Source organism: Pseudomonas sp. Pseusp16 (assembly GCF_047324915.1).
GTDB classification, from domain to species: Bacteria; Pseudomonadota; Gammaproteobacteria; order Pseudomonadales; family Pseudomonadaceae; genus Aquipseudomonas; species Aquipseudomonas fluorescens_CD.
The window spans coordinates 6,700,548-6,725,900 of sequence record NZ_CP168522.1 but is presented as its reverse complement, the minus strand read 5'-3'; the positions used below and the strand labels follow the sequence as shown (position 1 = coordinate 6,725,900).

General features: G+C 61.4%; 24 protein-coding genes. 13 read left to right on the top strand and 11 right to left on the bottom strand.

All coding sequences use genetic code 11. From position 1 onward, the window contains the following. Positions 1-191: 191 nt before the first annotated feature. The 3 genes from sixA to ACEN8Q_RS30530 are packed head-to-tail and all read right to left on the bottom strand — an operon-like array spanning position 192 to position 2,048. On the bottom strand, positions 192-647 hold the full coding sequence (gene sixA, locus ACEN8Q_RS30540) for a phosphohistidine phosphatase SixA (RefSeq protein ID WP_111281595.1): 456 nt from the start codon (positions 645-647) through the stop codon (positions 192-194). Next, the gene (locus ACEN8Q_RS30535) at positions 644-991 is read right to left on the bottom strand and encodes a DUF4389 domain-containing protein (RefSeq protein WP_413427754.1); all 348 of its coding nucleotides are present in this window, start codon (positions 989-991) and stop codon (positions 644-646) included. Before ACEN8Q_RS30535 ends, sixA begins: the two co-directional genes overlap by 4 nt. 31 nt (positions 992-1,022) lie before the next feature. Further along, positions 1,023-2,048, bottom strand: a complete 1,026-nt coding sequence (locus ACEN8Q_RS30530; protein WP_413427753.1) for an NAD(P)H-dependent glycerol-3-phosphate dehydrogenase — start codon at positions 2,046-2,048, stop codon at positions 1,023-1,025. A gap of 195 nt (positions 2,049-2,243) precedes the next feature. On the opposite strand from ACEN8Q_RS30530, the gene ACEN8Q_RS30525 reads away from it, so the two are divergent. The 6 genes from ACEN8Q_RS30525 to ACEN8Q_RS30500 all read left to right on the top strand — a co-directional run bounded on the left by ACEN8Q_RS30525 (position 2,244) and on the right by ACEN8Q_RS30500 (position 9,787). Further along, positions 2,244-4,367, top strand: coding sequence for a TonB-dependent receptor plug domain-containing protein (locus ACEN8Q_RS30525; protein WP_413427752.1), 2,124 nt, complete (start codon positions 2,244-2,246; stop codon positions 4,365-4,367). Position 4,368: 1 nt separating this feature from the next. Then, on the top strand, positions 4,369-5,301 hold the full coding sequence (locus tag ACEN8Q_RS30520; protein ID WP_413427751.1) for an ABC transporter substrate-binding protein: 933 nt from the start codon (positions 4,369-4,371) through the stop codon (positions 5,299-5,301). Beyond that, complete coding sequence (locus tag ACEN8Q_RS30515) at positions 5,298-7,199, top strand: ATP-binding protein (RefSeq protein WP_413427750.1); 1,902 nt, start codon at positions 5,298-5,300, stop codon at positions 7,197-7,199. Before ACEN8Q_RS30520 ends, ACEN8Q_RS30515 begins: the two co-directional genes overlap by 4 nt. A 247-nt stretch (positions 7,200-7,446) precedes the next feature. Next, on the top strand, positions 7,447-7,962 hold the full coding sequence (gene fabA, locus ACEN8Q_RS30510; protein ID WP_003179264.1) for a 3-hydroxyacyl-[acyl-carrier-protein] dehydratase FabA: 516 nt from the start codon (positions 7,447-7,449) through the stop codon (positions 7,960-7,962). Between the two features lie 11 nt (positions 7,963-7,973). Next, positions 7,974-9,194, top strand: a complete 1,221-nt coding sequence (gene fabB, locus ACEN8Q_RS30505) for a beta-ketoacyl-ACP synthase I (RefSeq protein ID WP_008016529.1) — start codon at positions 7,974-7,976, stop codon at positions 9,192-9,194. Positions 9,195-9,598: 404 nt separating this feature from the next. Beyond that, positions 9,599-9,787, top strand: a complete 189-nt coding sequence (locus tag ACEN8Q_RS30500) for a hypothetical protein (RefSeq protein WP_413704185.1) — start codon at positions 9,599-9,601, stop codon at positions 9,785-9,787. A 71-nt stretch (positions 9,788-9,858) separates the two neighbouring features. Here the strand turns inward: ACEN8Q_RS30500 and ACEN8Q_RS30495 are convergent, their stop codons facing one another. From ACEN8Q_RS30495 to ACEN8Q_RS30465, 7 genes are all read right to left on the bottom strand, one after another. Next, a complete protein-coding gene (locus tag ACEN8Q_RS30495) occupies positions 9,859-10,401 on the bottom strand; it encodes a DUF2058 domain-containing protein (protein ID WP_137805339.1) in 543 nt (180 codons plus the stop codon). 28 nt (positions 10,402-10,429) lie between these two features. After that, on the bottom strand, positions 10,430-11,263 hold the full coding sequence (gene mazG, locus ACEN8Q_RS30490; RefSeq protein ID WP_413427749.1) for a nucleoside triphosphate pyrophosphohydrolase: 834 nt from the start codon (positions 11,261-11,263) through the stop codon (positions 10,430-10,432). A 126-nt stretch (positions 11,264-11,389) separates the two neighbouring features. Beyond that, positions 11,390-13,633 (bottom strand): GTP diphosphokinase, encoded by a 2,244-nt coding sequence (relA, locus tag ACEN8Q_RS30485; RefSeq protein WP_008016525.1) that lies wholly within the window; start codon positions 13,631-13,633, stop codon positions 11,390-11,392. 120 nt (positions 13,634-13,753) lie between these two features. After that, a complete protein-coding gene (rlmD, locus tag ACEN8Q_RS30480) occupies positions 13,754-15,106 on the bottom strand; it encodes a 23S rRNA (uracil(1939)-C(5))-methyltransferase RlmD (RefSeq protein ID WP_413704184.1) in 1,353 nt (450 codons plus the stop codon). Then, on the bottom strand, positions 15,106-16,008 hold the full coding sequence (gene cysM / locus ACEN8Q_RS30475) for a cysteine synthase CysM (protein WP_413427747.1): 903 nt from the start codon (positions 16,006-16,008) through the stop codon (positions 15,106-15,108). The genes rlmD and cysM overlap by 1 nt, the downstream gene beginning before the upstream one ends. Before the next feature lie 223 nt (positions 16,009-16,231). Further along, positions 16,232-17,653 (bottom strand): histidine kinase sensor domain-containing protein, encoded by a 1,422-nt coding sequence (locus ACEN8Q_RS30470; protein ID WP_413427746.1) that lies wholly within the window; start codon positions 17,651-17,653, stop codon positions 16,232-16,234. Further along, on the bottom strand, positions 17,643-18,368 hold the full coding sequence (locus ACEN8Q_RS30465; RefSeq protein ID WP_413427745.1) for a response regulator transcription factor: 726 nt from the start codon (positions 18,366-18,368) through the stop codon (positions 17,643-17,645). The genes ACEN8Q_RS30470 and ACEN8Q_RS30465 overlap by 11 nt, the downstream gene beginning before the upstream one ends. A 216-nt stretch (positions 18,369-18,584) precedes the next feature. On the opposite strand from ACEN8Q_RS30465, the gene ACEN8Q_RS30460 reads away from it, so the two are divergent. From ACEN8Q_RS30460 to ACEN8Q_RS30445, 4 genes are all read left to right on the top strand, one after another. Next, positions 18,585-21,338 carry a response regulator gene (locus ACEN8Q_RS30460; protein ID WP_413427744.1) on the top strand — a complete coding sequence of 918 codons (2,754 nt, stop codon included), beginning with the start codon at positions 18,585-18,587 and terminating at the stop codon, positions 21,336-21,338. A 95-nt stretch (positions 21,339-21,433) separates the two neighbouring features. After that, entirely contained in the window at positions 21,434-22,426 is a 993-nt protein-coding gene (locus ACEN8Q_RS30455) for a 2-hydroxyacid dehydrogenase (RefSeq protein WP_413427743.1), read from the top strand. Between the two features lie 77 nt (positions 22,427-22,503). After that, entirely contained in the window at positions 22,504-22,938 is a 435-nt protein-coding gene (locus ACEN8Q_RS30450) for a hypothetical protein (RefSeq protein WP_007988765.1), read from the top strand. Then, entirely contained in the window at positions 22,938-23,342 is a 405-nt protein-coding gene (locus ACEN8Q_RS30445; protein ID WP_413427742.1) for an META domain-containing protein, read from the top strand. The genes ACEN8Q_RS30450 and ACEN8Q_RS30445 overlap by 1 nt, the downstream gene beginning before the upstream one ends. 40 nt (positions 23,343-23,382) lie before the next feature. On the opposite strand, the gene ACEN8Q_RS30440 is transcribed toward ACEN8Q_RS30445, so the two are convergent. Beyond that, the gene (locus ACEN8Q_RS30440) at positions 23,383-23,850 is read right to left on the bottom strand and encodes a TlpA disulfide reductase family protein (protein ID WP_413427741.1); all 468 of its coding nucleotides are present in this window, start codon (positions 23,848-23,850) and stop codon (positions 23,383-23,385) included. Between the two features lie 114 nt (positions 23,851-23,964). Here ACEN8Q_RS30440 and arsC point away from each other — a divergent pair, with 114 nt between their 5' ends. From arsC to ACEN8Q_RS30425, 3 genes are read left to right on the top strand one after another with little or no spacing between them, the layout of a single operon-like run. Next, the gene (arsC, locus tag ACEN8Q_RS30435) at positions 23,965-24,318 is read left to right on the top strand and encodes an arsenate reductase (glutaredoxin) (RefSeq protein WP_413427740.1); all 354 of its coding nucleotides are present in this window, start codon (positions 23,965-23,967) and stop codon (positions 24,316-24,318) included. Then, positions 24,315-24,911, top strand: coding sequence for an NAD(P)H:quinone oxidoreductase (gene wrbA / locus ACEN8Q_RS30430; RefSeq protein WP_008016513.1), 597 nt, complete (start codon positions 24,315-24,317; stop codon positions 24,909-24,911). Before arsC ends, wrbA begins: the two co-directional genes overlap by 4 nt. A gap of 2 nt (positions 24,912-24,913) precedes the next feature. Further along, the gene (locus tag ACEN8Q_RS30425; RefSeq protein ID WP_413427739.1) at positions 24,914-25,339 is read left to right on the top strand and encodes a DUF2069 domain-containing protein; all 426 of its coding nucleotides are present in this window, start codon (positions 24,914-24,916) and stop codon (positions 25,337-25,339) included. Positions 25,340-25,353 lie beyond the last annotated feature (14 nt).

Below are 25,353 nucleotides of genomic sequence, written 5' to 3'. Positions count from 1 at the left end.
GCTCCTGTTTTTTTGGTCTGGAGCAAGCGTAGTCAACCAAGCAAGTGCTTGGTTGACTATTTCATTCAAAAATTTTCGGGTTTGACGTCCCTGTGGGAGCGTGGCTTGCCCGCGATGCAGGCTCCGCGATTTATCAGGCAAACCAAGTCGATGTTTTCGCGGGCAAGCCACGCTCCCACAGAAAAGCGACGTTACGGGTGCTTGATGCTGTCGAGCGTCATCGAACCGACCAGCAGTTCATCGCCCTTGAGTTCGGCCAGCCCGGCGGTGCTGACTCTCTCCGGGGGATATCCTGCGCCATGTTGCAGGTAGCTCAGCAAGTTACCCACCAGCGGGTTGTGACTGACCAGCAGGGCTTCACTGACAGAAACCAGTTGCTCGGCGACCTTGTCCGGGTCGGTGTCCGGAGTCAGCCATTCGACGATGCGGATTTCCGGTTCGAATCCCAGTGTTTCGCGCACCAGTTGCGCCGTCTGCTGCGCTCGCATGTAAGGGCTGGCATAGATCGCTGTCAGCGGCTGGCCCACCAGGTTGGCGGCGGCGCGCAGCACTTCTTCACGACCGTTGGCAGTCAGTTCCCGTTCCGAATCGTGGGGTTTGGAACCGTGTGGTTCGGCTTCACCATGACGCAATACCCAGAGTTTCATAGCTTGGGTTCCTCATCTCGAGCCGGATGCGGTGCCGGTGCCACGACATGCGGCGCTTCACCTTCCGGCGCACGCGGCGCCGGCCAATCGGCGAACGGCCAAGGCTTCTGGTCGCTGTGAAAGCTGCCGAAACGACCGATCTGCGCCAGAAACTGGCTCAGGCTGTCGCCGAAATTCATCAGGCTGGCGCTCGGGGCGCCATAAAACAAACGATAGATCAACTGCACCAGCACGACGGCGCCGAGGATGAACTGCGCCACTTGCCACACCAGCACGAAGACGATCATCCACAACACGCGCAGCAGGATGGATTCGTACCTGGCTTCTACTTTTGGATCGTTCATGTGCAACTCCCTGCTTTTCTGGCAAGCGTGATTAGTTGAAACCACTGGTGGAAATGAAGTCGACGTCGGTTTTCGGCTCGCCACGCATCAACAGACCGATGACCTGCTCCAGCGTGCGGCCTTCGAACAGGATCGCGTGCAACCCGGCGACCAGCGGCATGTACACGCCAACCTCCTGGGCCTTGGCCTTGAGCACTTTGAGGGTGTTGACCCCTTCGGCGACTTCGCCCAGGCGCGTGACGGCCTCGTCCAGGCTCAGGCCCTGGCCGAGGGCGAAGCCGACCTGATAGTTGCGGCTCTTGGGCGACGAACAGGTCACGATCAGATCGCCCACGCCTGCCAGCCCCAGGAAGGTCATCGGGTTGGCGCCCTGATTCACCGCGAAACGGGTCATTTCCGCCAGAGCCCGGGTGATCAGCATGCTCTTGGTATTTTCCCCCATGCCCATTGCCACCGCCATGCCGGCGATGATCGCGTAGACGTTTTTCAATGCTCCGCCCAGCTCTACACCGAAACGGTCGGCGCTGGCATAGACACGAAAGGTGCGCCCGTGCAGCGCGGCCTGAACCTGCTGGCACAGTTCTTCGTCTTCACTGGCGACCACCGTGGCGGTCAGTGCATGTTCGGCGATTTCACGGGCCAGGTTCGGCCCGGACAATACGCCGATGCGCGCTTGCGGGGCGATCTCTTCGAGGATCTCGCTCATCAACTTGAACGTGTGGGCTTCGATGCCCTTGGTCAGGCTCACCAGCAATTTGCCGGTCAGGCGTTCAGCGTACGGCACCAGCACCGAGCGCAGCGCGCTGGAGGGCAGTGCGACAAAACACAGGTCACAGGCGTCCAGGGTGGCTTGCAGGTCGGTGACTGCAGTCACACCCGGCAAAATCCTGATGCCTTTGAGGTAACGCGGGTTTTCGCGATTGACCCGAATGGCCTCGGCCTGTTCGGGGTCTCGCATCCACTGAAGGACCTGATGCCCATTTTCGGCCAGCAGATTAGCCACGGCGGTTCCAAAACTTCCGCCTCCCAGGACCGCAATCGGGCGCTGTTCAGTCATATGCAATCCGTTAATCCATACCAGTGGCGATGTCGGCATTATACGGGGCAGCCCATCGGCGGCCAGCCCCGACATCAAATACCGGCACCCGTAGGAAGAAGACCATTAAAACCGAGGAAAATGCAGACATCGTGAATGGAAAAGTCATTCGGCTCGGTTAACATGCGCGCCTTCAATCACTGACAGGGATGTGTTGTGTCTCCGGGTACTCCTTCACCGCGTTCGCCTCTGGTACTGGCGCTGATTTTCAGCTCGCCATTGCTGGCCGACGACTTGTTCCTGGACAACGAACCGCTACCGCAAGTGCTCACGGCCACGCGCCTGAAGCAGTCGCCGGCGGCCGTTCCGGGAAGCATGACGGTCATCGACAGTGCCCTGATCCACGCCAGTGGCGCCCGCGACATCAGCGAACTGCTGCGTCTGGTACCGGGGATGATGGTCGGCAACATCAACGGCAATCAGGCGGCGGTGAATTACCACGGCACCAATGCGACGCAAGCGCGACGCATGCAAGTGCTGATCGACGGGCGTTCGGTGTATCGCGCCGGCCTCGCCACCGTGGATTGGAGTGACATACCGGTGGCCATGGAAGACATCGAGCGCATCGAAGTCTTCCGCGGGCCGAATACCGTCAGCTACGGTGCCAATGCCCTGATGGCAGTGGTCAACATCATTACCCGGCGGCCCGCCGACAGTCACGGTACGCGCATGAAGGTCACCCAGGGCCAGCGCGGCATCAACGACTTTTATGCCAGCCAGGGCATGAGCTGGGAGGACGGTGACTTGCGCCTGTCCCTGTCCGGCCAGCAAGACGACGGTTTCGACACCGACCGAACCGGCGCCGCCTACCATGACAGTCGCCGCCTCAATCGCTTCAACCTCGCCGTCAGCCAGAGCCTCGACGAACGGCAAAGCCTCGATTGGCAATTGAATGGCAAGGACGGCACCAACCAGCGGCCCTATACCTACCGGCCGGTGTTTCCGGGGATTACCCGCGCGGGCAACGACTCCGACGTCACCGCCAAGGACTACGCCGGGTCATTGCGCTGGAATCTGGACGTCAATCCCGACCACAGCCTTTATATCCAGGGTTCGGCCCAACACTGGGACCGTCAGCAAACCTGGCGCGCCTGCGACGCAGAAGTTTCGTTCAGCCCGCAACTGACCGAGCTCTGGCAATTGAACCCGAACTACACCGAACGCCTGGCCCGCAACATCACGCGCTTCATCGGTCCTGGTGCACCGGCCGGCACACCCGCCGAGCAGGCATTGGCCAACCAGGTACTCGATCAATGGCGCAACGGCGCGAGCCAGACCGTTTGCGGCGACATCGACCAGAGCACCCGGGAATCGCGCTACGACCTCGAGCTGCAGGACACTCTGAGCCTTGCCGATAACCTGCGGCTGGTCAGCGGGATGAACTATCGCTACGACCGGGCGGACTCCGAAACCTACTTCAATGGCACGCTCGATGACAGGATCTGGCGGGCGTTCGGCCAGTTCGAGTGGAGTCCCAGCGAACACTGGCTGCTGCAGGGCGGAGCCATGTTCGAGGACACCCGCTTGATCGGCAGCTCGCTGACACCTCGCATGGCGGTCAACTACCTGATCAACCCGCGCCACGGCTTGCGTGCGGTGTACTCAGAGGCCGTCCGTTCTCCGGACATGTTCGAGAACAACGTCAACTGGAGTTATCAGGTCACCAACCTCAGGCCCGGTGCCTTTGGCCAGTCCAGCGCCCGCTATTTCGTCAAGACCCGTGGCCCCGGCGACCTCGATCAAGAGCACATGCGGTCCCGGGAACTGGGCTACAACGGCTACTTTCCCGCACCGGGGCTGGCGGTCGACGTGAAGTTGTTCCACGACGAAATCACCGGCATGATCAGTGAACCGCTGCGCAACAATCAGTACATCGCCAGCAATGCCAACGAGGCGCGATTTACCGGCGCCGAAACCCAGCTCGACTGGCGTGTCGGCAGCCTCGATCGCCTGCGACTGACCTATGCCTACGTCGATGCCGACACCAGCAACCCGCTGGATGCCAGACAGACTGCAAGCAACAGTGGTTCAGCCGGATGGCTGCGCGATTGGGGCCGGGGCTGGAACAGTGCGCTTTTCTACTATGGCGATGACGCCCTCAATGGCTACCGCTTTGAACGGGTCGATGCGCGCATCGCCAAACGTATTGCCTTGGGCAAGGCCAGCCTGGAGCTGGCCGGAGTGCTCCAGCAACGGCTGGACAATCAGCCGACCACTTTCATCGACAACAATTATGAGCAGCGCCACGTGATGTATTTCAGCGCGGAGCTGGAGCTTTAAGATGCCGTGTCGTCCGGCGTGGAGAGCGCCGACCCTGGGTCGGCTGCTGGCCATGCTTTGCCTGCTGACAAGCGGTCTGCTGGGCAGCCTGGCGAGTAACGCGGCCGACATCTTGCTCACGGGGGCCGAAGACAGCCCCGGTGTGCGGGCGTTTACTCAGGCCCTGAGCGAATTACGGCCGAGCGATAACGTACGATTCCAGACACTGGCCAGTTTGCCGGTTCCTGACAAGCTGCCGGAAAACACCCGCTTGATACTGCTCGACCTGCCCAGCCTCGACTGGCGCCTGCAGGGCGCCCGGGGCCCGGCAACACTGGTGTTGCGTATCAGCCGCCTGCAAGCCCGGCAACGTTTGAACAACATGCTGCCTGCGCGCCTTTCCCTGCTATGGAGCGATCCACCGCTGGACCGCCAGTTGCGCTTGACACGCACCCTGTTGCCGCAAGCCAAACGCATCGGCGTGCTCTACGACAACCACAGTGAATTCCTGTTGAATGAGTTGCGTCAGGCCGCCCTCCCCTTGGGCCTTGAGGTGGTCACCCAGCGCTGGGACAACATTCACGACAGTCGCCCGCTACAGGCCTTGCTGAAAAACAGCGACGTGTTGCTGGGCCTGGACGACGCCGACCTGTACAACCCGCAAACCGCCAAGAACCTGCTGCTGAGCAGCTACTCGCAGCAAGTGGCGCTGATCGGACCCAACGCCGGATTCGTCAAGGCCGGGAGTCTGGCCAGCACTTACAGCGATCAGAGCGATTGGCTGGCGATCATCAACGAATTGCTCGACCGGCCACCGGCCACCTGGCCGCGCACGCACTACCCCGATCGATTCAAGGTCGCGAGTAATCCGCAGGTGGCGCGTTCGCTGGGTATCGAACAGATAAACGAAGCGTCTGTCGCCACGTTGCTGGCTGAAGGAGAACGCCGTCCATGAGCTTGCGCCGCCGCTGGGACATCAACACTCGCACCCAACTCATCAGCCTTGGCCCTGCCCTGCTGCTGACCTTGTTGCTGATCAGTTTTTTCACGTTCGTACGCATTCAGGATCTGCGTCAGGAAATCACCCACACCGGCCAGTTGATCGCCAATCAACTGGCCCCGGCCACCGAGTACGGCGTGATTTCGGGCAACATCGAAGTGCTCGAAACCTTGCTCAAGGCGACGCTGGCCACACCCAACGTGAGCTTTCTGGAAATCCAGGACAGTACAAACCGGGTTCTGGTGTACGTCGAACAACCGAGTGAACACCACAATCGCGCGCAGCAGCTCGAAGTGTTCCAGGCACCGATACGGCTGCAGCGAATCGCCTTGCACAATGATTTTTTTCAGAGCAGCAAAACCGCCAGTGCGGCCCCCGCCGAAGACTATCTTGGCCGGGTGATCGTCGGGCTGTCCAACGATGCCTTCAGCCGGCGTCAGCAGGAAATCGTGCTCAAGGCCGCCATCCTGGCGCTGTTTGCCCTGCTCTTTACCTTCCTCGTGGCCCGGCGTCTGGCGGGCAGCCTGTCGCGACCGATCCGTGACATCGGCAATGCGGTCAAGGCAATCCAGGACGGCGACTACAAAAAACCGCTGCCGATTGTCGATGACACCGAGCTGGGGGCGCTGTCGCAACACATCAACAACCTCGCCAGCGGTCTCGAGCAGGCCAGCCGCGAACAACACCAGGCCATGGCGCAGTTGATCCAGACCCGCGAAGAGGCGGAAAAGGCCAACAACGCCAAATCCGACTTCCTCGCCATGATGAGCCATGAACTGCGCACGCCAATGAATGGCGTACTGGGCATGCTGCAGTTGCTGGAAACCACCGACATGACCGAGGAACAGGTGGAGTACGCGGCGCTGGCCTCGGAATCTACCGAGCACTTGCTCAAGGTCATCAACGACATCCTGGATTTTTCGCGGATCGAACGTTCGGAACTGGAACTGGAGCATATTCCGTTCAACCTCGTCGACCTGATCGGCAGTTGCGCCCAGTCGTTCCAGCACAGCGCCGCGCAGCGCGGTCTCGACTTGCAACTGATGATCCCCGACGACATGCGCGGCTTGCAGGTCAAGGGCGACCCGACGCGTATCCGGCAGATATTGGTCAACCTGGTCGGCAATGCGCTGAAGTTCACCGAGCAGGGCCGTGTCACCATCGCGGCTCAGTGGCAGTCGCTGGATCACGAGTTGCTATGGTTCACCTGCACAGTGCGCGACAGCGGCATCGGCATCCCGGCGCAAAGCCTGGAGTTGATGTTCAACGCTTTCCAGCAGGCCGACAGCTCCATTTCAAGGCGCTACGGTGGCACCGGGCTGGGCCTGCCGATCGCCCGCACGCTCGCCGAGCGCATGGGCGGTACCTTGCGCGCGCAGAGTGAGGAAGGCCGCGGCTCGGTGTTCACCCTGGAAATCCCCCTGGCACTGCACAAGCAGACACAGCCGCCGTTGGCCCCACGCGCGCAAACCGGCAACAGCGACGGCGAAGGGCGCAATGTGCTGCTGGTCGAAGACAACCCGGTCAACCAGACGGTCATCGAAGCCATGTTGCGCAGCCTGGGCTTCAAGGTCAGTGTCGCGACCGACGGCGCGCAGGCGGTACGCAGTGCCGAGAGCCTGATTTTCGAAGCGATCCTGATGGATTGCCGCTTGCCGGTCATCGATGGCTATGAAGCCACCCGGCAGATCCGCCAGTTGCCCGGTTGCACCGACCTGCCGATCATTGCCCTGACCGCCAATGCCTTGCAGGGCGATCGCGAAGCGTGCCTGTCGGCGGGAATGAACGATTACCTGGCCAAACCCTTCAAACGGAATGATCTGCAGCAAATTCTGCAACGTTGGGTGCAGTAGTACAGGCCTTTCGACCATCTGCGACTGGCGTGAAAGGCGAAAGTGCGGCAGTCTTAGGCACCTCGACAGGCCCGAAAAGGGGCTTGAATAATAATTTCAGTGCACAAGTGTACATTCATGTCCTTGTTGCTGTGACTTTCACCACAACGCAATAGTCTATGAGTAGGCTGCCGGTTCGAGGCATGAACGCTTCGATCGGCCGGGAAGATTTGCCCCACCTGCCGCATGGGACTATTGAGGAGCTCGCATGACCAAACAAAACGCCTTTACCCGGGAAGACCTGCTGCGCTGCAGTCGCGGTGAGCTGTTCGGCCCAGGTAACGCGCAACTGCCCGCCCCGAACATGCTGATGGTTGACCGCATCACCCTGATCAGCGAAGAAGGTGGCAAGTACGGCAAAGGTGAATTGGTCGCCGAGCTGGATATCACTCCGGACCTGTGGTTCTTCGCCTGCCACTTCGAAGGCGATCCGGTGATGCCGGGCTGCCTGGGCCTCGACGCCATGTGGCAACTGGTCGGCTTCTTCCTGGGCTGGCAAGGCCTGCCGGGCCGTGGCCGTGCGCTGGGTTCGGGCGAAGTGAAATTCTTCGGCCAGGTCCTGCCGACCGCCAAGAAAGTCACCTATAACATTCATATCAAGCGCGTCCTCAAGGGCAAGCTGAACCTGGCCATCGCCGACGGTTCGGTCACTGTCGACGGGCGCGAAATCTACACCGCCGAAGGCCTCCGGGTCGGCGTGTTCACCTCCACTGACAACTTCTAAGGGTTATCCGCATGCGCCGCGTCGTTATCACTGGTCTGGGCATCGTTTCTTGCCTGGGCAATGACAAAGAGACCGTCTCCGCTAACCTGCGTGCAAGCCGCCCTGGCATCCGGTTCAACCCGGAATATGCCGAAATGGGTCTGCGTAGCCAGGTTTCCGGCTCCATTGACCTCAACCTTGAAGAGCTGATCGATCGCAAGATCTATCGCTTCGTCGGCCACGCGGCAGCTTATGCCTACCTGGCCATGAAAGACGCCATCGCCGACTCGGGCCTGACCGAAGAGCAGGTGTCCAACCCGCGTACCGGCCTGATCGCCGGCTCCGGTGGCGCATCGACCCTGAACCAGATGGAAGCGCTGGACATCCTGCGCGAGAAAGGCGTCAAGCGCGTCGGCCCATACCGCGTAACGCGGACCATGAGCAGCACCGTTTCCGCTTGCCTGGCCACTCCGTTCAAGATCAAGGGCCTGAACTACTCCATCGCTTCTGCCTGCGCCACCAGTGCTCACTGCATCGGTACTGCCATGGAACAGATCCAGATGGGCAAGCAGGACATCGTCTTCGCCGGTGGCGGTGAAGAAGAGCACTGGAGCCAGTCGTTCCTGTTCGACGCCATGGGCGCCCTGTCCAGCAAGCGCAACGACACTCCGGAAAAGGCCTCCCGTGCCTATGACGCCGACCGTGACGGTTTCGTCATCGCCGGCGGTGGCGGCATGGTCGTGGTTGAAGAGCTGGAACACGCCCTGGCCCGTGGTGCGAAGATCTACGCGGAAATCGTTGGCTACGGCGCGACTTCCGACGGCTACGACATGGTTGCCCCGAGCGGCGAAGGCGCGATCCGCTGCATGCAGCAGGCGCTGTCCACCGTCGACACCCCGATCGACTACCTGAACACCCACGGCACTTCGACCCCGGTCGGCGACGTCGCGGAAATGAAAGGTGTGCGTGAAGTGTTTGGCGACAAGGCTCCGGCCATCAGCTCCACCAAGAGCCTGTCGGGTCACTCCCTGGGCGCCGCCGGCGTTCACGAAGCGATCTACTGCATGCTGATGATGGAAGGCAACTTCATTGCCGGTTCCGCCAACATCGACGAGCTGGACCCTGAAGTGGCCGACCTGCCGGTGCTGACCAAGACCCGCGAAAACGCCACCATCAACACCGTGATGAGCAACAGCTTCGGTTTCGGTGGCACCAACGCCACGCTGGTACTGAAGCGCTGGGAAGGCAAGTAATTTCCCGCTGCTGAGCCGCACAAAAAACGCCCCGACTGGTTCGGGGCGTTTTTTTGCACTCTGAAAATGGGACAGCACATGCGATACATGTGGGAGCGGGCTTGCTCGCGAATGCGGTGTTTCAGTCGACACAGGTGGTGAATGCCGGACCGAATTCGCGAGCAAGCCCGCTCCCACAGGTTTTGCGTTCAGCCCGCAGTTTTCATCGTCGCGAACATGAAGCTTTTGTCATGAAACTCAACAGCCCGCGACCGAATGTCGCGGATTACGCGGGCTGCAGGACTGTTTCCATTTTTGTAAAAAACCCTTTCCAATCTCGACCATTTACTTAGCAGGCTAACAAAATCTATAACAGAGTCCTGCACACGCCTTGCTGCAGATAACTTGAGATTTGGAGCTAGCAGATGACTGTTAAAGTAACTGAACGCGACGATTCACACATGTCCCATGAAGGCGTAGCCGCCGGTGTACGGATCTGGGACGTGCATCAACAAGACTTGCTGGTCGGCATGTTCCACAACGAAATCGACGCCCACAACTACAAGGCCGAACTGGAACTGCAAGAACAGCATCGGGATTTACGATCCGCCTGAACCTGTCACAGCATTGAAAACGACAAACCCCGCCATGAGCGGGGTTTGTCGTTGTTGCAGCGGCTAACGGCTTACCACATCAGGTCATCAGGAATCTGATAGGCCGCGTACGGATCGTCCTCGGTGCTGACCTCTTCGGTCTTCACGTTCATCTGCACGATGCGCTGCGGATCGCGCTCCTGGATCTTCAGTGCCGCTTCACGCGGAATCACTTCGTAGCCACCAGCGTGATGCACGATAGCCAGCGAACCGTTGCTGAGCTTGTTGCGCATCAGGGTGTTGACCGAGAGGCGCTTGACCTTCTTGTCGTCGACGAAGTTGTAGTAGTCCTCGGTCGTCAACTTCGGCAGACGCGTGGCTTCGATCAATTGCTTGACCTGCGCGGCACGGGCCTTGGCTTCGGCTTTTTCCTGCTGCTGGCGGTTGAGTTCCTGGTCGCGCTTGACCTTCTCGGCCATGGCTTCCTGTGCCGCGCGCTGCTGGGAATCATCCAGCTCGATTTGCCCCTTGTGGGCCAGGCGCTGTTGCTTCTGCTTGTCTTTGCTGACCTGCTTGGCCTGCTTCTGGTTGACCAGCCCTGCTTTGAGCAACTGGTCGCGAAGGGAAATGCTCATGGTGCTTATTACTCACTTAGGCCACTGCTCAACCGCAGTTGGGCAAATTCTTTTCCTGACGTTTGGCTTCGCCCCACAAGGCGTCCAACTCTTCGAGGGTGCAATCTTCCATGGGACGACGGGTATCGCGCAATGCCTGTTCGATAAAACGGAAGCGTCGTTCAAACTTGCCGTTGGCGCCACGCAGCGCAGTTTCCGGATCGACCTTGAGATGCCGCGCCAGATTGACCACTGAAAACAGCAGGTCGCCGATCTCGTCGGCCACGGCTTCGGGATCGTTTTCCGACATGGCTTCGAGGACTTCATCGAGCTCCTCACGCACTTTATCGAGCACCGGCAAGGCGTCCGGCCAGTCGAAGCCGACCTGCCCTGCGCGCTTCTGCAATTTGGCCGAGCGGGACAGCGCCGGTAATGCAGCGGGGACATCATCGAGCAACGACAACTGTTCGGGTGCCGAAGATTTCTCCGCGCGCTCTTCGGCCTTTATCTCTTCCCAGCGCTGCTTGACCTGTTCCTCGCTCAGACGCGGGACATCCAGCGGTGCATACAGGTCACCAGTGGGGAACACGTGGGGATGACGGCGGATCAGCTTGCGGGTGATGCTGTCGATCACGCCGGCGAACTCGAAGCGCCCCTCCTCCCGGGCCAACTGGCTGTAATACACCACCTGGAACAACAGATCACCCAGCTCACCCTGCACGTGATCGAAGTCGCCGCGTTCGATGGCGTCGGCGACTTCGTAGGCTTCTTCAAGGGTATGCGGGACGATGGTGGCCCAGGTTTGCTTGATGTCCCATGGGCAACCGTACTGCGGGTCGCGCAGGCGGCTCATCAGGTGTAACAAATCTTCAAGGCTATACATCGATCAATCTCTGCCCGCTCTCTGTAGGAGCGAGCTTGCTCGCGAAGAACCTGAGGACGGCGCGTTTAACCTGATTGCACGCGTCATCGTTGACGTCCATCGCGAGCGAGCTCGCTCCTACATGTCTTATGGTGTCCGGTTGCGCCGGGTTTCGATGATGTTCGGCAACTGCGAAATCCGCCCCAGCAACCGCCCCAATGCATCCAGCCCCGGAATCTCGATGGTCAGGGACATCAACGCGGTGTTGTCCTCCTTGTTCGAGCGGGTGTTGACCGCCAGCACGTTGATCCGCTCGTTGAGCAGCACCTGCGAGACGTCACGCAGCAGACCGGAACGGTCGTAGGCGCGGATGATGATGTCCACCGGATAGGTGAGCACCGGTACCGGCCCCCAGCTGACCTGGATGATTCGCTCCGGCTCGCGCCCGGCCAGTTGCAGCACCGAGGCGCAGTCCTGGCGGTGAATGCTCACGCCGCGGCCCTGGGTGATGTAGCCGACGATTGCATCGCCCGGCAATGGCTGGCAGCAACCGGCCATCTGGGTCATCAGGTTGCCAACGCCCTGAATCTGGATATCGCCGCGCTTGCCCGGCTTGTAACCGGTGGCCTTGCGCGGAATCAGTTCCAGCTGTTCGTTGCCGCGCTCCGGCTCGACCAGTTGCTGCGCCAGGTTGACCAGTTGCGCCAGGCGCAAATCGCCGGCACCGAGGGCAGCGAACAGGTCCTCGGCGGTTTTCATGTTGGCCTTGTCGGCCAACTTGTCGAAATCCACCGCGGGCAGACCGAGGCGATTGAGTTCGCGCTCAAGCAGCGTTTTACCGGCCGCGACGTTCTGGTCACGAGCCTGCAACTTGAACCAGTGAACGATCTTCGCCCGTGCCCGCGACGTGGTGACGTAGCCCAGGTTCGGGTTCAGCCAGTCGCGGCTCGGGGTGCCGTGCTTGCTGGTGATGATCTCGACCTGTTCACCGGTTTGCAGGCTGTAGTTGAGCGGTACGATACGCCCGTTGATCTTGGCGCCGCGGCAGTTATGACCGATTTCGGTGTGTACGCGGTAGGCGAAGTCCAGGGGCGTCGCGCCCTTCGGCAAGTCGATGGCGTGACCGTCCGGGGTGAAGATGTAGACCCGGTCAGGCTCGATATCGACCCGCAGCTGTTCCGCCAGGCCACCGATGTCGCCCAGCTCCTCATGCCACTCGAGCACCTGACGCAGCCAGGAGATTTTCTCCTCGTAGTGATTGGAACCGGACTTGACGTCGGTGCCCTTGTAGCGCCAGTGCGCGCACACGCCGAGTTCGGCTTCCTCATGCATCGAGTGAGTGCGGATCTGCACTTCCAGCACCTTGCCCTCGGGCCCGATCACCGCCGTGTGCAGCGAGCGATAGCCGTTTTCCTTGGGGTTGGCGATGTAGTCGTCGAACTCTTTCGGGATGTGTCGCCACAGGGTGTGGACGATGCCGAGCGCGGTGTAGCAATCGCGCATTTCCGGCACCAGCACACGAACGGCACGCACGTCGTAGATCTGGCTGAACTCCAGACCCTTGCGCTGCATTTTGCGCCAGATCGAATAGATGTGTTTGGCCCGGCCGCTGATGTCGGCATCGACGCCGGTAGCCTGCAATTCGTTTTTCAGCTGGCTCATCACGTCGCTGATGAAGCGCTCGCGATCCAGTCGCCGCTCATGCAGCAACTTGGCGATCTGCTTGTACTGGTCCGGCTCCAGGTAACGGAAGGACAAGTCCTCCAGCTCCCACTTGATATGACCAATACCCAGGCGATGGGCCAGTGGCGCGTAGATGTCGAAGACTTCGCGGGCCACGCGGTTGCGCTTTTCGTCGTCGGCGGTTTTCACCGCACGGATTGCGCAAGTGCGTTCGGCCAGCTTGATCAGGGCGACGCGAACGTCGTCGACCATGGCCACCAGCATCTTGCGCAGGTTTTCAACCTGGCCCTGGGTGCCCAGCACCAGGGATTTGCGCGGGCTCAGGCTGTCGCTGATCGCGGCCATGCGCTGCACGCCGTCGATGAGTTTGGCCACCACCGGACCAAAGCGCTGGCTGACCGCCGGCAACTTGATCTGGCCTTCGCGCACGCCTCGATACAGGATCGCGGCGACCAGTGAATCCTGATCGAGTTTGAGATCGGCGAGGATCTCGGCGATCTCGAGGCCGGTACGGAAAGTCGAGTTACCTTCCGACCACAGATTCTGTGCCGCATTGGCTTGTTGTTCGGCCTCGCGAGCGTACTCGCAGGCCTCCTTCAAGGCTTCGCGATCCAGTGCCAGATCGACACTCACCGCGTGATCGAGCCAAGCCTCGAGATTGATACTGCCGTCGGTGTTGATCGGCTGGTGTGCTCTCACCTGTACCATCTTGCTTACCTTCCCTACGACGCAGATTCAATGCGTCAAATCGCTGACCTTCGTTGCCCGTGCGCCCACATCGGGCTGGGTGCGGCTGCACGGGCGGGCCAGTCGGACCAGACGAGCATCCTAGCTCGCTTCAAATAACGCCATGGCCTCGACATGTGCCGTTTGAGGAAACATATCGAGAATCCCGGCACGTTTTAACCGGTAGCCCTGCCTGATCAATTCGACCGTGTCGCGCGCCAGGGTCGCCGGGTTGCACGACACGTACACCAACCGTTCGGCGCCCAGGCTCTTGAGCTTGCGCACAACCTCGAAAGCACCGTCACGCGGTGGGTCCAAGAGTACCGCACAAAAGCCTTCAGCGGCCCATTCAGCGTCCGTCAAAGGCTGGGATAAATCGGCCTGAAAAAACTTCGCGTTATGCAGATTATTGCTAGCGGCATTCGCCGCTGCCCGATCGACCATCACCTGCACGCCTTCCACCGCCACCACTTCGCGAGCGGCTTTGGCCAGCGGCAAGGCAAAGTTGCCCAGGCCGCAGAACAGGTCGAGTACACGCTCATCCGCTGTCGGCTTCAACCAGTCCAGCGCCTGGGCGACCATCGCTTCGTTGACTCCGGCGTTGACCTGGATGAAATCCCCGGGACGATACGCCAGCTCCAGATCCCACTGTTCAAGGCGATAGCCCAACGACTGACCGGCCTCGACCGGCTGCGGTTCACCGTCGCCATGCAGCCACAACTGGGCTTCGTGGAACGCGCAGAACTCCTTGAGGATCGTCAGATCGGCGTCGGACAACGGCGCCATGTGCCGCAGCAAAACCGCCAATGTCGAACCGCTGAACAACTCCACATGCCCGAGAGCCTGAGGTTTGCTCAGGCGCCGCAGCATCTCCGGCAGACGGCTCATGATCGGTTGCAAGGGCTGTACCAGCACCGGGCAATCAGCGATGGCCACGATGTCCTGGCTGCCGGCGGCGCGGAACCCGACTTCGAGTTTCTTCGCCTTCATGTCCCAGCGCACCGCCACACGGGCGCGACGTCGGTATGCGAATTCCGCACCGCTCAATGGCGCCGCCCACTCTTCGGGTTCGACGCCCGCGACCTTCGCCAACTGCTCGGCGAGCATGCGCTGTTTCAGGGCAAGTTGTTCGTTGTGAGGCAAATGCTGCACGCTGCAACCGCCGCAACGACCGGCATGGGCGCACGGCGCCGGGCGGCGCAATTCGCTGGCCGTGAACACCCGCTCGGTCCGCGCCTCGACCACTTTGCCGTGGGCACCGAGCACGCGAGCCTCGATTTCTTCGCCGGCCAATGCGCCGATGACGAACCAGGTGCGGCCTTCGAAAAACGCGATACCGCGACCGTCATTGGCCAGGCGCTCGATGGTCAGGCGCTGCTTTTTGCCGGTCGGGATTTGCGGGGCCTTGCTGCCGCCGGTGGGCTGGAAGCGCAGGCCTCTTTCATGTTTGGCCATCAGTTGGGCGCGTCGAAAATGCCGGTCGACAGGTAACGGTCGCCGCGGTCGCAGATGATCGCGACGATCACCGCGTTTTCAACTTCTTTAGACAGGCGCAGCATCGCTGCAACGGCACCGCCCGATGACACGCCGCAGAAGATGCCTTCTTCGCGAGCCAGACGACGGGTCACGTCTTCGGCTTCGCTTTGGGCCATGTCGACAATGCGGTCCACGCGATCGGCCTGGTAGATCTTCGGCAGGTATTCCTGGGGCCAGCGACGGATACCCGGGATCGCCGAACCTTCCATGGGTTGCAGACCGATGATCTGCACGTTCTCGTTCTGCTCTTTCAAGTAGCGCGAAACGCCCATGATGGTACCGGTGGTGCCCATGGAGCTGACGAAATGGGTGATGGTGCCTTCGGTCTGGCGCCAGATTTCCGGGCCGGTGCCGGTGTAGTGCGCCTCGGGGTTGTCCCCGTTGGCGAACTGGTCCAGGACCTTGCCGCGACCCTCGGCTTCCATTTTCTGCGCGAGGTCACGGGCGCCTTCCATGCCCTGCTCCTGGCTGACCAGAATCAGCTCGGCGCCATAGGCCGTCATGGCCGCCTTGCGTTCGGCGCTGGAGTTGTCCGGCATGATCAGGATCATCTTGTAACCCTTGATCGCGGCGGCCATGGCCAGGGCGATCCCGGTGTTGCCCGAGGTCGCCTCGATCAGCGTATCGCCGGCGTGGATCTGCCCGCGCAGTTCGGCGCGGGTGATCATCGACAGCGCCGGACGGTCCTTGACCGAACCCGCCGGGTTGTTCCCTTCGAGCTTGAGCAATAGGGTATTGCTGGTGGCGCCGGGCAGGCGCTGCAAACGGACCAGCGGAGTGTTGCCGACGCAATCGGCGATGGTTGGGTACTGCAAGGTCATGGCGTATTCGCAATCCAGACTGCGGGGGCGACTATCATACCGGCAAACGTTCGCAGGCCATATCACGCAAAGTGTGGTGCTTATGGTTTATGGAAATAAGCGGCAGGCTTCGAGCTGCAAGCGACAAGTCGCTGTGCCACTCGGAGTGTGAAAAACAGGGTTGTTGTGGTGGGAGTGAGGGCATCTTCGCGAGCAAGCCCGCTCCCACAGGGTACCGGGGTGATCATGCGTTTTGCGGTTGGAACACGGTCAATGTGGGAGCGGGCTCGCTCGCGAAGGCGTTGTCACTGGCATCGCCATCCTCCGCCACCAACCGCAAATTCATCCGCAACCCATTCCCGGTGTTCTGCGCCCAAAGCTTCCCGCCCTGACGCTGCACCGCGTTCCTGGCGATACTCAACCCCAAGCCAAACCCGCCATCCCCCGGCCGCGAACCATCAAGTCGGGTGAACGGCAGGAAGATCCGTTCCAGGTCAGCTTGCGCCACACCACCGCCGTGATCCTCCAGCCACAGGTGCCAGAAATCGCCATCACGCCGCCCGCCCAATTTGACTATGCCTCCGGCCGGCGAATGCCGAATCGCATTACGCAGAATGTTTTCCAGTGCCTGGGCCAGGGTGTTGAGATGACCGCGCACCCAGCAGGATGCATCCACCGTGCATTGCAGCCGGGTATCGGGCCAGCCACTTTCATAGCAGGCATTCTCCGTGAGCATTTCCCACAGGGCCTGGATCTGGATCGCCTCGTCGGGCAACCGGGTGCGCTCGGTGTCCAGCCATGCCAGCTGTAGCGTGTCTTCCACCAGGCGCTGCATGCCATCGACCTCACGGCCGATACGTTCGCGCAATAGCTCCAGTCCCTGTTCACTTTCACTGGCCACCCGCAGGCGACTCAAGGGCGTACGCAATTCGTGCGACAGGTCGCGCAGCAGTTGCTGCTGCAAGGCCACGGTGCTTTGCAGGCGTTCAGACATGTGATCGAAGGCCCTGCCCAGCTCGCCCAGTTCATCCGAGCGATTGGTGGTCCGCGTCGACAGCCGTACGCTCAGTTGATCGGCACGCCAGGCATTGGCCTGCTCACGCAGGCTGTTGAGCGGCACCACCAGCAAGCGGTACAGGCCGACGCACAGCAGCAAGGTGAACAACCCCGGAATCACGCCGTTGGTGATCACGCGCCAGAACACCCGGTAATGACCCGGCACAAAGCGCTCGGGCAGTTCGATCACCAGGCTGCCGGCGGACGGGTCTCCGGGAAACGGTATGCGCATCCACGGCCGGCCTTTCTTGTGGACCGGCCAATCGAGGCCGCGCAAAAAAGTCAGGCGTTCGATTTCCTTGTCCGTCAGCGATCGGTTGCTCAAGGACTGCAAATCACCGCCGATGACACCGACCCAGCCTTTTTCCCGCTGATACATGCCTTGCAGCCAGTCATCGACACCGGCGCTCTGGCGCTGCTGCCACGCCTGTTCGGCTTCGGCGGCATAGCCTGTCAGGGTGCCGCGGGCTTCATCCGAGAGGAACTGGTTGCGTTGCTCCATATAACGTCCCCAGGACCAACTGAGCCAGATCATCAACAAGCAGAACGCAACCAATAGGCAAGCAAGCTTCCAGAACAGCGAATGCCTGCCCGGCAAGTTACATTTCATCGGCGGCACTCAGGATGTAACCCTTGCCCCATACCGTGCGCACTTCGCGTTCGGTGTAGCCAATGGCCTTGAGCTTGCGGCGGATCTGGCTGATGTGCATGTCCAGGCTGCGATCATGGGCCGCGTAACCGCGCTGCAGCACCTGTTGATAAAGGAAGGCTTTGCTCAGTACTTCGTCGGCGCTGCGGTGCAGCGTCTCCAGCAACCGATATTCACTGCGGGTCAGGCCGCCGGCCTGTTCGCCATAAAAGACCTCGAAGCTTTCTTCGTCGAAACGCAGGCTGTCCATCGAAGGGCCCGGCACTGCGGGTGCGGGGGCGGGCCGGCGGTCGAGGGCCACCCGCCGCAGAATGGCTTCGATGCGTACCCGCAACTCCACCATGCTGAAAGGCTTTGGCAGGTAATCATCGGCCCCCAGGCGAAAGCCGCTGATGCGATCGGCCTCGGCACCGAGGGCCGACATCAGCAGCACCGGGGTGGAATGGCTCTGGCGCAATTGGGTCAGTACCGCCAGACCGTCCATGCCCGGCAGCAGAATATCCATCAGCACCACGTCGAACGGTTGCCGCCGGGCAATCTCCAGGCCTTCCTGGCCGTTCTGGCACCAGGTCACCTGGAAGCCACTGCGGTCCAGGTGTTCATGGACGTAGGCGCCGAGCACAAGGTCGTCTTCGATGGACAGGATTCGGGGGAGACCAGCAGTGATGGGAGTCATGACTATCTGCAAACAATTCTCAGTTGAGCTGATTATTCAAGATTGCCACGCCAGGGGCAACCCACGGTTTGTCCGCATCACCAATGAGTCGCGCGGGCCGACGAATGACCGCACCATTTTTACGAGGATTGACCGCGAGCAAATCGCTACACTGCGCAAGTGGTGCATGGCGGATGCATGTGCCGGTCCATAAATAGCGGGATGCAGGAGAGATGCGTGCTCAAGAAACTGGGAATCAAAGGCCGCGTGCTGTTGCTGACCCTGTTGCCAACCAGCCTCATGGCGTTGGTGCTGGGGGGGTATTTTACCTGGATGCAACAGGCTGACCTGCAAACCCAACTCATGCAGCGCGGCGAAATGATCGCCGAGCAGTTGGCGCCACTGGCCGCACCCGCGATGGGCCATCAGGACAACGAACTGCTCGAACGCATCGCCACCCAGGCCCTGGAACAAACCGACGTACGGGCCGTGACCTTCCTGGCGCCCGATCGCACGCTGCTGGCCCACGCCGGCCCGTCCATGCTCAATCAGTTGCCCTCCGGCACTGGCACGCAGATGCTGCGCCGCAGTGGCAACGATGCGACCCGCTATCTGCTGCCGGTCTTCGGCAAACACCGCAACCTGGCCGGGGACCTGATTCCCGAAGAAGCCGACCGCCTGCTGGGCTGGGTCGAACTTGAACTGTCCCATAACGGTATGCTGTTGCGCGGTTACCGCAGCCTGTTCGCCAGCCTGATGTTGATCAGTGCGGGACTGATAGGTGCGGCACTGCTGGCCGTGCGCATGGGCCGCACGATCAATCGGCCACTGAGTCAGATCAAGCAGGCCGTGGCCCAACTCAAGGACGGTCATCTGGAAACCCGCTTGCCGCCCCTCGGCAGTCAGGAGCTGGACGAGCTGGCTTCCGGTATCAACCGCATGGCAGGCACCCTGCAGAACGCCCAGGAAGAATTGCAGCACAGCATCGACCAGGCCACCGAAGATGTGCGCCAGAACCTGGAAACCATCGAGATCCAGAACATCGAGCTGGACCTGGCGCGCAAGGAAGCCCTGGAAGCGAGCCGGATCAAGTCCGAATTCCTGGCCAACATGAGTCATGAAATCCGCACCCCGCTCAACGGCATCCTCGGCTTCACCCACCTGTTGCAAAAAAGCGAGCTTACCCCGCGTCAGCTCGACTACCTGGGCACCATCGAAAAATCCGCCGACAGCCTGCTGGGCATCATCAACGAGATTCTCGACTTCTCGAAAATCGAGGCCGGCAAGCTGGTGCTCGACCATATTCCGTTCAACCTGCGCGACCTGCTGCAGGACACCCTGACCATCCTCGCTCCGGCCGCCCACGCCAAGCAGCTGGAACTGGTGAGCCTGGTGTACCGGGACACGCCGCTGTCACTGGTGGGCGACCCGTTGCGGCTCAAGCAGATCCTGACGAACCTGGTGAGCAACGCGATCAAGTTCACCCGCGAAGGCACCATCGTCGCCCGTGCCATGCTTGAAGAAGAGCACGAAGACACCGTGCAGTTGCGCATCAGCATTCAGGATACCGGCATCGGTCTGTCGAACCAGGACGTGCGCGCCCTGTTCCAGGCCTTTAGCCAGGCCGACAACTCGCTGTCGCGACAACCTGGTGGCACTGGCCTGGGCCTGGTGATTTCCAAGCGCCTGATCGAACAGATGGGCGGCGAGATCGGCGTCGACAGCACGCCGGGGGAAGGGTCGGAATTCTGGATCAGCCTGAGCCTGCCAAAAACCCGCGACGATGCCGAAGACCTGCCCGCCGCGCCCTTGCTCGGGCGTCGGGTGGCGGTGCTGGAAAACCACGAGCTGGCGCGGCAGGCGTTGCAGCATCAACTGGAAGACTGCGGCCTCAGCACCACGTCGTTCAATACCCTGGAAAGCCTGACCAATGGCGTCACCGCCGCCCACCAGACCGATCAGGCGATCGACCTCGCCGTGCTCGGCATCACCAGCAACGACATGCCGCCGGAGCGCCTCAACCAGCACATCTGGGACCTCGAACATCTTGGCTGCAAAGTGCTGGTGCTGTGCCCGACCACGGAACAGACGCTGTTCCATCTTTCCGTACCCAACCCCCACAGCCAGCTCCAGGCGAAACCGGCCTGCACCCGCAAGCTGCGACGCTCCCTGTCTGACCTGGTCAGCCCGCGCCCGATGCGCAGTGAACCGGGCGAACCGGTATCCAGCCGTGCCCCGAAGGTGCTATGCGTCGACGACAACCCGGCCAACCTGATGCTGGTGCAGACCCTGCTCGAAGACATGGGCGCCAAGGTACTCGCGGTGGAAAGTGGTTATGCCGCCGTCAAGGCTGTACAGAACGAGACATTCGACCTGGTGTTGATGGACGTGCAGATGCCTGGCATGGACGGCCGCCAGAGCACCGAGGCGATCCGTCAGTGGGAAAGCCAACGGCATTGCACGCCGCTGCCGATCGTGGCCCTCACCGCCCACGCCATGGCCAACGAAAAACGCGCGCTGCTGCAAAGCGGCATGGACGACTACCTGACCAAACCGATCAGCGAGCGGCAATTGGCACAGGTGGTGCTGAAGTGGAGCGGCCTGGCGCTGCGCAATCACAGCCCGGAGCGCTCCGGCGATGGGCATGGCGGCGCCCACGACCTGTTGGTGCTCGACCACGAGGAAGGATTGCGCCTGGCCGCCGGCAAGGCTGATCTGGCTGCAGACATGCTGGCGATGCTGCTGGCATCCCTGGAGGCTGACCGCGAAGCCATCCGTTTTGCTCAGCAAAGCAATGACCACAACGCCCTGATCGAACGAGTCCATCGCCTGCATGGCGCGACGCGTTACTGCGGCGTACCGCAATTGCGTGCGGCCTGCCAACGCAGCGAAACCCTGCTCAAGCAACAGGACCCGAAAGCCAGCATTGCACTGGATGAGCTCGACCGGGCGATCAATCGCCTGGCAGCCCAGGCGCGCATGAATGCTTGATGCAGCGCAATCGCGCGGGTCTGCCGGCGAGCTAATCTGACGACTGCCGAATGCCGGCTTGCTCAATCGTGCAGGCCACCCTCAAGGAGCACCGCATGCGTACGATTCTTTTCAGCAGCCAGAACTACGACCGCGACAGTTTTCTCGCGGCCGGGCAACCGGCCGGCATCGAGCTGCACTTTCAGCCTGCACGCCTGAGCCTCGACACAGTGGCGCTCGCTCAGGGGTATGAAGCGGTCTGCGCGTTCATCAATGATGACCTCGGCGCGGCGGTGCTCGAACGCCTGGCGGCGGGAGGCACACGCCTGATCGCCTTGCGCTCGGCCGGGTACAACCACGTCGACCTGCCGACGGCAAAGCGTCTGGGGCTGGCCATCGTGCGCGTCCCGGCCTATTCGCCCCACGCCGTAGCCGAACACGCGGTGGCGCTGATCCTCGCGCTCAACCGGCGTCTGCACCGCGCCTACAACCGCACCCGCGAAGGGGATTTCAGACTGCAGGGGCTGACCGGTTTCGACCTGGTGGGCAAGACTGTCGGCGTGGTCGGCACCGGGCAGATTGGTGCCACCTTCGCAAAGATCATGAACGGGTTTGGCTGCCAGATACTGGCCTGTGACCCCTACCCCAACCCGCAGGTCGAAGCCCTCGGCGCGCGCTACCTGAGCCTGCCGCAACTGTTGGCCGAATCGCAGATCATCAGCCTGCACTGCCCGCTCAACGAGCAGAGCAAGCACTTGATCAACCGCGAATCACTGGCGCACATGCAACCGGGCGCGATGCTGATCAATACCGGGCGTGGTGGCCTGGTGGACACCCCCGCGCTGATCGACGCGCTGAAAGACGGTCGCCTGGGTTACCTGGGACTGGACGTGTATGAGGAAGAGGCGCAACTGTTCTTCGAGGACCGCTCCGACCTGCCGCTGCAAGACGATGTGCTGGCACGGCTGCTGACCTTCCCCAACGTGATCGTCACCGCGCACCAGGCCTTTCTGACCCGCGAAGCGCTGGACGCGATTGCCGCCACCACGTTGCGCAATATTGCAGCCTGGACGGCGGGCACAGCGGAAAATCAGGTGACGGGAGACTGAAACGGATCGAAGGTCATTTGCCTGCGCGATGCGGCGTGCAAGCCCGTGCTAGCATATCGCGCATATTTGGAGGACCCATGGTCGAACACGATTTCCGCTACAGCCTGATGAACCCGCAACACACCCTCACCGAATGCCGCGCCCTGGTGCCGGGGCGTTATCAGGTCACCGGCAACGGTGGCTCGATTCGCAACAACGACGTGCTGGTCGTGACCCTCAAGGGCGCCAAGGATTTGTCCATGCGCCTGACCGTCGAAACGGTTCGCCATCTGATCAATCCGCCCGGCCAATGGGTCGCGGTGGCCAGTGGCCCGGTGTTCGGCGAACTGGCGATCCACACCTGGCAGGTGAACTGTGACAGCTGTGCCAAAGAGCTGAGCTTCGAGTTCGCCGTCGATGCCAAACTGGGCAACAAGGCTGAAAAGCCTGCCGCCACCGCGCGGATTGCCGAGCTGGGCTGGACCACCGTTGGCGAGAAACACCTGTGCCCGAAATGCCAGGAGCCTGCGTGATGAAACGCCTTGCTCTGACCGCTACGGTCGGCGCCAGCCTGCTGGGCTGCGCCGCCGAGCCGGTGCAATTGCAACAGAACCACAGCTACATCCTGGAGTGGATCGGCGAGCGGCCGTTGATGGACTACAGCCACCTGACCATCACCCTCGGCGAAGACGGCCGGGCCTACGGCAATGGCGGCTGCAACCACTGGTTTGCGCCGTACACCCTTGATGGCGACAAACTGACCTTCGGCAAAATCGGCAGCACCCGCAAACTGTGCGCGCCGGCGCTGATGGAGCAGGAAAAACGCTTCCTCTCGGCCCTGGAAAACGTCCAGCGCTGGGACGTCTCCCCGATCGAGCAGATCCGCTTCTGGCCAGCCGAAGGCAAGCCGCTGCGTTGGTGGCTCGAGGAGGGTTGATCGTAAACCTGCAGGAGCCGGCTTGCCGGCTCCTGCAGGGTCAATTCTTCGCCTGCAACGCCTCAAGCTTCGCCATCACCCCCGCCGCCGTCTGTTCACCCATCAACTGCTCGCGCACCTTGCCCTTGTTATCGATGATGTACGTCACTGGCAACGCCTCGCTGCGTGGCAGCTCGAACAGTTCGGAAGGGTCCTGGGCCAGCACCGTGAACCTGATCCCCAGTTTCTCGCTCGCGCCCTTCAATTCCTGCCCCTGGACGTTGTCGAAGTTGACCCCGAACACACCGATTTTCCTGTCCTTGAGCTGCTCGGCCAGGGTGTTCAATTCCGGGATCTCGGTACGGCAAGGCCCGCACCATTCTGCCCAGTAGTTAAGTACCAGCCATTTGCCGTCCAACCGGTTGGCGGCGATCTTGTGGCCGTCCTGGTCGATGCCATAGTCATTACCGCAGCCCCCCAGCATCAACGCTCCGATGATCGCCAATGCTGCTGCCAGTCGCCTTGTCATGTCGTGTTCCTTGTCAAAAATTGAATGCGCCTGCGACCCATCGCCTCTCACGGTTCTGGATTGCGCGCCGCACAGTTAGAATAGCCGCCACCTTACGCAAGATGCGACCCGCTCATGACCGATCTGACGCTTTATCACAACCCGCGCTGCTCGAAATCCCGCGGTGCGCTCGAACTGCTTGAAGCCCGTGGCCTGACTCCGACCGTGGTCCGTTACCTGGACACTCCGCTGGACGCAGCGCAAATCCAGCGCCTGCTGGGCAAACTCGGGATCAGCGCCCGGCAATTGCTGCGCACCGGCGAGGACGAGTACAAAACCCTCGACCTGGCCAACAGCAACCTGAGCGAAGCGCAATTGATCGCCGCCATCGCCGCCCACCCGAAACTGATGGAGCGACCGATTCTCGAAGTCGGTGACAAGGCCATCATCGGCCGCCCGCCGGAGCAGATCCTGGAACTGTTGCCATGAGTGCGCCCTACATTCTGGTTCTGTACTACAGCCGCAGCGGCTCGACCAACGAGATGGCCCGGCAGATTGCCCGTGGCGTCGAACAGGCCGGGCTTGAAGCCCGCCTGCGCACGGTGCCGGCGATTTCCACCGAGTGCGAAGCCGTTTCGCCGGAGATTCCCGACGAAGGTGCGCTTTATGCCAGCCTCGACGACCTGAAGAACTGCGCCGGCCTGGCACTCGGCAGCCCGACCCGCTTCGGCAACATGGCAGCACCGCTCAAATACTTCCTCGACGGCACCAGTAACCTGTGGCTGACCGGCGCGCTGGTGGGCAAACCAGCGGGTGTGTTCACCTCCACGGCGAGCCTGCACGGCGGACAGGAGACGACCCTGCTGTCGATGATGCTGCCGTTGTTACACCACGGCATGCTGATCACCGGCCTGCCGTACAGCGAATCGGCACTGCTGGAAACCCAGGGCGGGGGCACGCCGTACGGCGCCAGCCACCACGCCGGTGCCGATGGCAAAAGCGGTCTGGATGCCCATGAAGTGGCGCTGTGCCGCGCGCTGGGCATGCGCCTGGCGAAGACCGCACAGAAACTGGAGGGCTGAGGGTGGCCAAGAAGCCGAAGATCCTGCCCGCCATTGAATGGCTTGAACCCCGTGTCCGGGCCATGCGCGTGATCAGTCTGTTGTGTTTTTTCGGTCTGGTGGGCCTGCTGTGCATCTACTACCTGCTTGTAGCCGATCTGCACGGCGCCCGGCCTTGGGTGATTCTGTTGATCGAACTGGTGCCGCTGCTGATCCTGGCGCCAGGGATGATCCTCGGCAACCCACGCGGGCATTCGTGGATGTGCTTTGTGGTGAACCTGTATTTCATCAAGGGCGCATTGGCTGCCTATGACCCGAACCGGCAGATCTTCGGTTTGCTGGAGATGGGCGCGAGCCTGGCGGTGTTTTGCTCGGCGCTGCTGTATGTGCGCTGGCGGTATCAGTTGAATCGCAAGCTGGCTGGCGAGGGCGAAATCTCCATCGCCTGACCTGACGCCTTCGC

Coding starts and splice junctions, on each gene's coding strand:
- wrbA (WP_008016513.1), top strand. CDS start 24,315: ATGAGTGCGCCCTACATTCTGGTTCTGTACTACAGCCGCAGCGGCTCG.
- ACEN8Q_RS30535 (WP_413427754.1), bottom strand. CDS start 991: ATGAACGATCCAAAAGTAGAAGCCAGGTACGAATCCATCCTGCTGCGC.
- ACEN8Q_RS30455 (WP_413427743.1), top strand. CDS start 21,434: ATGCGTACGATTCTTTTCAGCAGCCAGAACTACGACCGCGACAGTTTT.
- rlmD (WP_413704184.1), bottom strand. CDS start 15,106: ATGGCCAAACATGAAAGAGGCCTGCGCTTCCAGCCCACCGGCGGCAGC.
- ACEN8Q_RS30440 (WP_413427741.1), bottom strand. CDS start 23,850: ATGACAAGGCGACTGGCAGCAGCATTGGCGATCATCGGAGCGTTGATG.
- ACEN8Q_RS30450 (WP_007988765.1), top strand. CDS start 22,504: ATGGTCGAACACGATTTCCGCTACAGCCTGATGAACCCGCAACACACC.
- ACEN8Q_RS30520 (WP_413427751.1), top strand. CDS start 4,369: ATGCCGTGTCGTCCGGCGTGGAGAGCGCCGACCCTGGGTCGGCTGCTG.
- ACEN8Q_RS30515 (WP_413427750.1), top strand. CDS start 5,298: ATGAGCTTGCGCCGCCGCTGGGACATCAACACTCGCACCCAACTCATC.
- fabA (WP_003179264.1), top strand. CDS start 7,447: ATGACCAAACAAAACGCCTTTACCCGGGAAGACCTGCTGCGCTGCAGT.
- arsC (WP_413427740.1), top strand. CDS start 23,965: ATGACCGATCTGACGCTTTATCACAACCCGCGCTGCTCGAAATCCCGC.
- ACEN8Q_RS30470 (WP_413427746.1), bottom strand. CDS start 17,653: ATGAAATGTAACTTGCCGGGCAGGCATTCGCTGTTCTGGAAGCTTGCT.
- cysM (WP_413427747.1), bottom strand. CDS start 16,008: ATGACCTTGCAGTACCCAACCATCGCCGATTGCGTCGGCAACACTCCG.
- mazG (WP_413427749.1), bottom strand. CDS start 11,263: ATGTATAGCCTTGAAGATTTGTTACACCTGATGAGCCGCCTGCGCGAC.
- fabB (WP_008016529.1), top strand. CDS start 7,974: ATGCGCCGCGTCGTTATCACTGGTCTGGGCATCGTTTCTTGCCTGGGC.
- ACEN8Q_RS30465 (WP_413427745.1), bottom strand. CDS start 18,368: ATGACTCCCATCACTGCTGGTCTCCCCCGAATCCTGTCCATCGAAGAC.
- relA (WP_008016525.1), bottom strand. CDS start 13,633: ATGGTACAGGTGAGAGCACACCAGCCGATCAACACCGACGGCAGTATC.
- ACEN8Q_RS30500 (WP_413704185.1), top strand. CDS start 9,599: ATGACTGTTAAAGTAACTGAACGCGACGATTCACACATGTCCCATGAA.
- ACEN8Q_RS30445 (WP_413427742.1), top strand. CDS start 22,938: ATGAAACGCCTTGCTCTGACCGCTACGGTCGGCGCCAGCCTGCTGGGC.
- ACEN8Q_RS30495 (WP_137805339.1), bottom strand. CDS start 10,401: ATGAGCATTTCCCTTCGCGACCAGTTGCTCAAAGCAGGGCTGGTCAAC.
- ACEN8Q_RS30530 (WP_413427753.1), bottom strand. CDS start 2,048: ATGACTGAACAGCGCCCGATTGCGGTCCTGGGAGGCGGAAGTTTTGGA.
- sixA (WP_111281595.1), bottom strand. CDS start 647: ATGAAACTCTGGGTATTGCGTCATGGTGAAGCCGAACCACACGGTTCC.